This is a genomic window from Methanocalculus sp. (assembly GCF_029762515.1).
Lineage (GTDB): Archaea > Halobacteriota > Methanomicrobia > Methanomicrobiales > Methanocorpusculaceae > Methanocalculus.
This window is the reverse complement of sequence record NZ_JARVGN010000099.1, coordinates 1-6200: the sequence shown is the minus strand read 5'-3', so window position 1 is coordinate 6200 and position 6200 is coordinate 1. Positions and strand designations below refer to the sequence as shown.

Annotated in this window: 7 protein-coding genes; 4 read left to right on the top strand and 3 right to left on the bottom strand. The window is 50.7% G+C overall.

All coding sequences use genetic code 11. From position 1 onward, the window contains the following. The coding region (gene hgcC / locus QCH34_RS04905) for an HgcAB-associated protein HgcC (protein WP_300331029.1) at positions 1–280 on the top strand (280 nt) is incomplete at its 5' end. 7 nt (positions 281–287) lie between these two features. After that, on the top strand, positions 288–1118 hold the full coding sequence (locus tag QCH34_RS04900; protein ID WP_300331026.1) for an arsenite methyltransferase: 831 nt from the start codon (positions 288–290) through the stop codon (positions 1116–1118). Positions 1119–1150: 32 nt separating this feature from the next. On the opposite strand, the gene QCH34_RS04895 is transcribed toward QCH34_RS04900, so the two are convergent. Continuing rightward, entirely contained in the window at positions 1151–2971 is a 1821-nt protein-coding gene (locus tag QCH34_RS04895; protein WP_300331023.1) for a DUF2207 domain-containing protein, read from the bottom strand. Positions 2972–2980: 9 nt separating this feature from the next. Then, positions 2981–3541, bottom strand: coding sequence for a LemA family protein (locus QCH34_RS04890; protein WP_300331020.1), 561 nt, complete (start codon positions 3539–3541; stop codon positions 2981–2983). A 183-nt stretch (positions 3542–3724) separates the two neighbouring features. On the opposite strand from QCH34_RS04890, the gene QCH34_RS04885 reads away from it, so the two are divergent. After that, on the top strand, positions 3725–3997 hold the full coding sequence (locus tag QCH34_RS04885) for a zinc ribbon domain-containing protein (RefSeq protein WP_300331017.1): 273 nt from the start codon (positions 3725–3727) through the stop codon (positions 3995–3997). 160 nt (positions 3998–4157) lie between these two features. After that, positions 4158–5582 carry a dihydropteroate synthase-like protein gene (locus QCH34_RS04880; RefSeq protein ID WP_300331014.1) on the top strand — a complete coding sequence of 475 codons (1425 nt, stop codon included), beginning with the start codon at positions 4158–4160 and terminating at the stop codon, positions 5580–5582. Between the two features lie 17 nt (positions 5583–5599). On the opposite strand, the gene QCH34_RS04875 is transcribed toward QCH34_RS04880, so the two are convergent. Further along, positions 5600–5950 (bottom strand): hypothetical protein, encoded by a 351-nt coding sequence (locus QCH34_RS04875; protein ID WP_300331011.1) that lies wholly within the window; start codon positions 5948–5950, stop codon positions 5600–5602. Between the last annotated feature and the right edge of the window lie 250 nt (positions 5951–6200).

Below are 6200 nucleotides of genomic sequence, written 5' to 3'. Positions count from 1 at the left end.
AGAGAAGAGCATTAGTGGGCATAAAAACCCATGCGACTGCTCGGTTGAGGGGATCGTCACCATCGACGCCCGCGGCCAGATGGTGCTCCCAAAAGAGGTGAGGGAGCGGGCGGGGATCGCACCGGGGGATCGCTTTGCAGTCGTCTTTTCTGAAAGGAAAGGATCTGTCTGCTGCATTACCCTGATCAAAAAAGACCATCTCGACAGCTACATCACCTCGCTTGTTCACCCGGAACAACAGGCATGCGGAACCAAAGACCAAAAGACACTGAGGAGTTGAAACCATTATGACTGACAGAGAAATTACCAGAAGGCAGGTGCGTGAGAGATATGGCAGGGTCGCCCGTGAAGGAGGTTTTGGATGCGGATGCGGTCCCGGGTGCTGTGATGGCACACAGAATCCACAGGAAGTCTCCGCCTCTATGGGCTATTCAGAAGAAGAGCAGCAGGCGGTTCCTGAAGGAGCCAATCTCGGGCTTGGATGCGGAAACCCTGTAGCGATTGCATCACTGAAAGAGGGAGAGACTGTGCTTGATCTCGGATCGGGTGCAGGCTTTGACTGCTTCCTCGCAAGCCAGAAAGTCGGTGCATCCGGCCATGTCATCGGTATCGATATGACCCATGATATGCTTGAGAAAGCACGCAGGAATGCTGAAGAGGGAGGATATGCCAACGTGGAGTTCCGGCTTGGGGAGATAGAGCACCTGCCGGTTGCAGATGCTTCAGTTGATGTCGTCATCTCAAACTGCGTCATCAACCTCTCTGTCGACAAGCCACAGGTCTTTGCTGAGATATTCCGGGTGCTCCGCCCGGGCGGCCGCCTTCTCGTCTCAGATATCGTCCTCACCGCCCCGCTCCCTGACGCCTTCAAAAAATCATCCCTCCTCTATACAAGCTGTGTATCGGGAGCTCTCCTGAAAGAGGAATATCTGAAATGCATCCGCGATGCCGGATTCTCCTCCATCACCATTCACGGCGAATCCGTCTTTCCCCTGAATCATATCATCAGCGAACCGGAACTGATCAGCACTATTGGAGCTGTTCCTCTTGATGAGGATGAGCGAAAGAGACTTTCTGAAAGCATCATTTCAATAAAAATCGGCGCAGAAAAGAAATGATTGAGAAGTGGCAATCAAAAGGAAGGGGACACTTACCGCCCTCCTGCCCCTCCACCGCCAAAGCCGCCACCGGCACCGAATCCTCCGCCACCTGCGCCTGCCTGTGAGGGCGGGGAGAATGTGCTGATAGAATAAAATCCCATGAACCAGAAATAGGTTGGGACATAGTACCCTGATTCCGAAACATCCACCTTCAGCTCCTTCATCGCCTTCTGGACATTATCGCCAACTCCAAGCGCTGTGCCGTAGATAAGCCAGATCCCCCACATATTCATATCATCGGGGCTGTACTTCCGGATCATGCTCATATCAGAGAGGAAGCGCCTGAATGAACTCCATTCGAGCTTCGTCTTATAGTAATCATCCTTCCAGTGGCCAAAGAGGGTTGAGGGCATTGCAACTGCAATCCCCGCCTGAACTGCCATAATGACACCAAGAACAATTGCAGCCAGCAGCATGCCTTCAGTATCGGTGGCAAAGAGGAATGCCAGAACAACAATGAGTACATATCCGATTGCGCCGAGAAGGAGAAGAGCAGGAGTCCCCCTTCCATCAACAGCATAGGTTCCTGAGATCCGCTCATCACTCAGCGTCATCAGGTCATTTATGTTCTCCTTGAGCCGGATGGCAATCTGCTCGTCTGCTGTGGAACTTTTTGCCCGTTCTGCAACTGCCTCAAAGTATCCGGTATCAAGAACCCCGGATTCATCAGAATTCAGGGTGATGAAGTTCATCACCTTCTGCTCGTACTGATCATCCCCTTCCTCTTCAAGAAGCCGGATTTTCACTCCTTTCTGATCGGCATTCTCCCTGATCTCAATCTTCTTCTTTCTGTGGAGATCAAGGAGGGTCGCATAGAACCCGTTCTCATCTGAGGAGAACGCATCCTTATTGAAGACAAGATTCACCTGCCAGGGCGGCATCGTCTCGTCAGGCACCGTGCTGAGGTATTCGGGGACGGTATAATCCTTCTCCCTTCCGTACAGGATGTACAGAAGGAGAAGCAAAAACGGCGTTGCAACAACCAGGACTTTTCCGATCAAGAGAAGGATATCCGCAATAAAGAAGCCGAAGAGGTACGAGTTGTTTGCGGATTCGGTCTTCTCACGGACCCCTTCGACATAGGTTTTAATCCCGGCGACCGAATCTATTGCATCCGGGCTCATCAAAAACTCAACCTCGATCCGCTCATTGGATGGGGAACTCCCGGTGAGCACAATCATCCCATCGCCACGGGTTATCTCGTAGGTTGGGGGATGGGTGAAGACATCTGTTATCTTGTCTGAGATGAGCGTAATGGTGACGTCCTTATAGGGAATGTGCTCGTCTGCAAACATCAGGTTGATATGCACGGCATCGCTGTCGTACTCAACAGGCGGCACCATCTGATAGGTATACTCAACGACATATTCGCCCGGTGTGAAGTAGTCCGGATTGACAATGCCAACCTCATTTGGATAGGCAAGATCAGAGACGAGCGATCGGGCACGGGGATTATCCCCTTCAAAGAGATGGATACTGCTTGTACCCTCCTTCAGGTAAAGGACAGCTCCATCCGGTGCTAATCCCTCGATAAAGCGGATGTGAGGGTAGCCGGATTCTGGCTCTCCAAAGATAAGGGCAGCGTTCCAGTTGCGGTACAACATCCGGTATTCCTGGGCTGAGCGGACCGAATAGACGTACCGCTCTGTGAGATCCCCATTCTCCTGCCAGGTCACCTCATATGACTCGACGATGAGGTCGCCGCTATAATCAAATGCACCGGCAGGAAAAAGCCCCATCACTCCAATGACAGAGAGGCCAAGCAGCAGGGTTCCCGCAAACAGGAGTGCAATCAGTCTCTTCTCTTCCATGAAGAAACCTCAGAACTCGATCTTCGGGGCCTTTTCCAGATTCTCATCCTGGAATTCGAGGTACTCGAGCTTGACCATGCCGATCATGTTCCCGACGATATTCGATGGAATTGTCTGGAGCATTGTGTTGAACTGCTGTGAGATATTGTTGAAGGTATACCGGTGGCGGGCGATCTCATCTTCCAGCCCTTTGATCGATCCCATCAGATCCTTTACAGTCTGGGATGTCTTCAGATCAGGATAGTTCTCCATCACCGCAAAGAGGCGGCCAAGCACACTCCGCGACTCGGCTTCAATGGCATTAAGATCCCCTGCCCCGGCAGATCCAACAGATGCACGCATCTTTGTGACCGATTCAAGCGTGCTCTTCTCAAATTCTGCATAGCTCTTCACTGATCCAAGGAGCTGGTCGATCATATCGAGCCGCTTCTTCATCGCAACCTTGATCTGGCCGAGCGTTGCCTCGGATGCGTTCTTCAGGCGATAGTATTTGTTGTAGATACTGACAAACCAGAGAACAATGACGATGGCAAGGAGGACAAGTATCCCGCCGATAATGAGTTCAATCATCTTCTTTCACCTGTACTCACATTGATCTGAGAGATAAAAATACTGATGCGGGCTGCTGAACAGGAGTCGGTGAGTCGGAGTCAACCAGGTCATCAATCCGGGCATCAATCAGGACACACCCTGGACAAAGAACCGGCATGATTCACCTGTAATGTTTATTACCAGAAAAAACAGAAAACCGATATGAACGAGATTCCACAAGGGCCATTCTGCCAGAGTTGCGGCATGCCGATGAGCGAGCCGGAACACTTTGGAACAGAGAAGGACGGCTCAAAGTCAGAAGAGTATTGCAGTTACTGCTATCAGAACGGGGAATTCGTTGATGAATCAATTACCCTCGAAGAGATGATTGAATTTTCTGCACAGAAGATCGATGAGGCGGGGATTATGCCCTATGCAGAAGCAAAGAAGATGGCCGGGGAGTTCCTTTTGGAACTGAAACGGTGGAGGAAGTAGCGAGAAAACATAAAAACCAATCTACTCCCATAAATGCCATTTTCAACACCAACAGACGAAATTACCTTTTTAGCCACCATACCAGCCGTATCATCATTTGGAGAAGAACAGGATGGAAGATTTCGCCACCTTCAAGTAACTTCACGCCAACCATACCGCTATGCGGATCCTGCTTGTAACCGGTACCCAGACAGAAGCGATTGTGAGGGACGCTGCCGATGAATCCGGCCATGACTGTGATGTTGCCGTCATCGGTGAGGTGGCATCGTTCATTTCACCAAAGCGGCTCACGGAACTGATCCAAAAAGACCGGTATGACTTTGTAATCGTCTCCGGGATGTGTACCGCAGATTTCTCCTCGGTCGAAAAGGAGACTGGAGTCTTTGTCTTCCGTGGGCCCCGCCACGCCGCAGATCTCGCCATGATCCTCCCCGGTGTCGGCCAGATCCAGCTCTCCCGGACGATTCCCGCAGATGACCTTATTGCAGCGATAAAGCGCGATAAAGCACTTTTAATGCTGGAAGAGAGAGAAGTCGCTGCCGATCCGGAATTCTACATCAGGGGAGTGAAGATCGGCGGCGGGAGCAGGATGAAGGTCGTCGCAGAGATCATGGATGCACACCGCCATCAGGATATCAGATCCGCTGTCCTTCGCTTCTTCTCTTCAGGAGCGGATATCGTTGATCTCGGTTTTGGGTTCGATGCCTCACCGGAGGATGTGGTAAAAACCTTCTCTCTTCTGGAAGGAATTGAAGGACCGCTTGCAGCAGATACCCAGGATCCTGAGTTAATCAGAGCAGCACTTGATAGATCTGATCTGATCCTCTCGCTCCAGGAAGAGAATATTCCCCTGATCGGATCTGCAATCGCAGAGGCGGGTATAGCTGCTGTTGTCGTTCCCGGAGAAGCAGGGCTTGCTGCAAACTGTGAAGCTGCCAAAGCCTGCGGAATTAAGTGCATCATTGCAGATCCGCTCCTCCCTCCTGCCGGTTCAGGACTGGTGAGAGCACTTGCGACAATGGTAGAAACAGAAACATCCTATCCCCTTTTCTTTGGGGCAGGAAACGTAGTGGAACTCCTGGATGCGGACTCCCCCGGTGCCAATGCACTCCTTGCGGCAATGGCACAGGAGATCAACGCAGCCCTGATCTTCACCAGCGAACACTCAGATAAAACGCTTGGGTCAGTTGCAGAGATGAGAAGAGCAACAACGATGATGGCATTAATGGAAAGCCGGCCATATCCAAAAGATCTCGGTCTTGACCTCTTCGTCATCAAGGAGAAACGCAGACGGCAGGAACCGCCTGTACTGTATGAAACAATGCATGAGGCCGGTGCATCAGAAAAAGCTCTCACATATGACCCCTGCGGAAACTTCAGGATAGGAATTGACGGAGAGGAGATCATTGCAGAAAGAAGGGGTGTTGCAATAAAGTCACAGGACTGGAGGCAAATCTTCTCGATGATCGAGGAGAAAGGATGGGTTTCAGTCCTCGATCACGCCGCATACCTGGGTAAGGAGCTCTATAAAGCAGAGCTCGCCATCCGTTTCAACAGAAGCTTTGAACAGGATGGCGACTTCTGATCCTGGCCAGGATATCTTCAGAAGATACCAAACCAGACAATAAACGAACTGATGACCATAATGATCAGAATGACGATCAAGGCCTTATTGAGACAGCTGCTGCAGATGTTGGCGACACCGCCTTCGTGACGCCTGAGACAAAGCCTGCAGGGGTGGCCGGTGGTAATATTCGGGTGATCTTTTTCATAGAGCGCCCGAATCTTCTTTTCCAGATGAGGTGAGTTGTGAATCTGGTGCCATTCCTCTTCTGAAAGACCCATGAAGAGGTCACAGGTACTGCACTTGATCCAGATCTCATTATCTGATGGCTGCTCTACATTCAGTGTTTGCTCGCCACACTCAGGACAGTGCAGATGGTTGAAATCCATGGAGATTAGAAGGAGGATTAACCATATAAAAGTGTGTATCACTCCGGAATCAGGCATCCTTCCAAACAGATAAGGGCAATCAGACATCTCGATCAGAAGGATTCTTTAATTTCTATGAAGATTATTCAGAAGATGAAGAGTGATGAATGAAGAGACATATATTGGCTGGTCCTCAGTCCCAAGAGGAATGAAGGTTCGACTCGCCGACTTCCATACCGGATTGGCGAAAAACCTGAAAAGTGACAAAAAG

Bases quoted from the DNA above. Each gene is read 5' to 3' on its own strand.
- QCH34_RS04900 (WP_300331026.1), top strand. From the start codon at position 288: ATGACTGACAGAGAAATTACCAGAAGGCAGGTGCGTGAGAGATATGGC.
- QCH34_RS04895 (WP_300331023.1), bottom strand. From the start codon at position 2,971: ATGGAAGAGAAGAGACTGATTGCACTCCTGTTTGCGGGAACCCTGCTG.
- QCH34_RS04890 (WP_300331020.1), bottom strand. From the start codon at position 3,541: ATGATTGAACTCATTATCGGCGGGATACTTGTCCTCCTTGCCATCGTC.
- QCH34_RS04885 (WP_300331017.1), top strand. From the start codon at position 3,725: ATGAACGAGATTCCACAAGGGCCATTCTGCCAGAGTTGCGGCATGCCG.
- QCH34_RS04880 (WP_300331014.1), top strand. From the start codon at position 4,158: ATGCGGATCCTGCTTGTAACCGGTACCCAGACAGAAGCGATTGTGAGG.
- QCH34_RS04875 (WP_300331011.1), bottom strand. From the start codon at position 5,950: ATGGATTTCAACCATCTGCACTGTCCTGAGTGTGGCGAGCAAACACTG.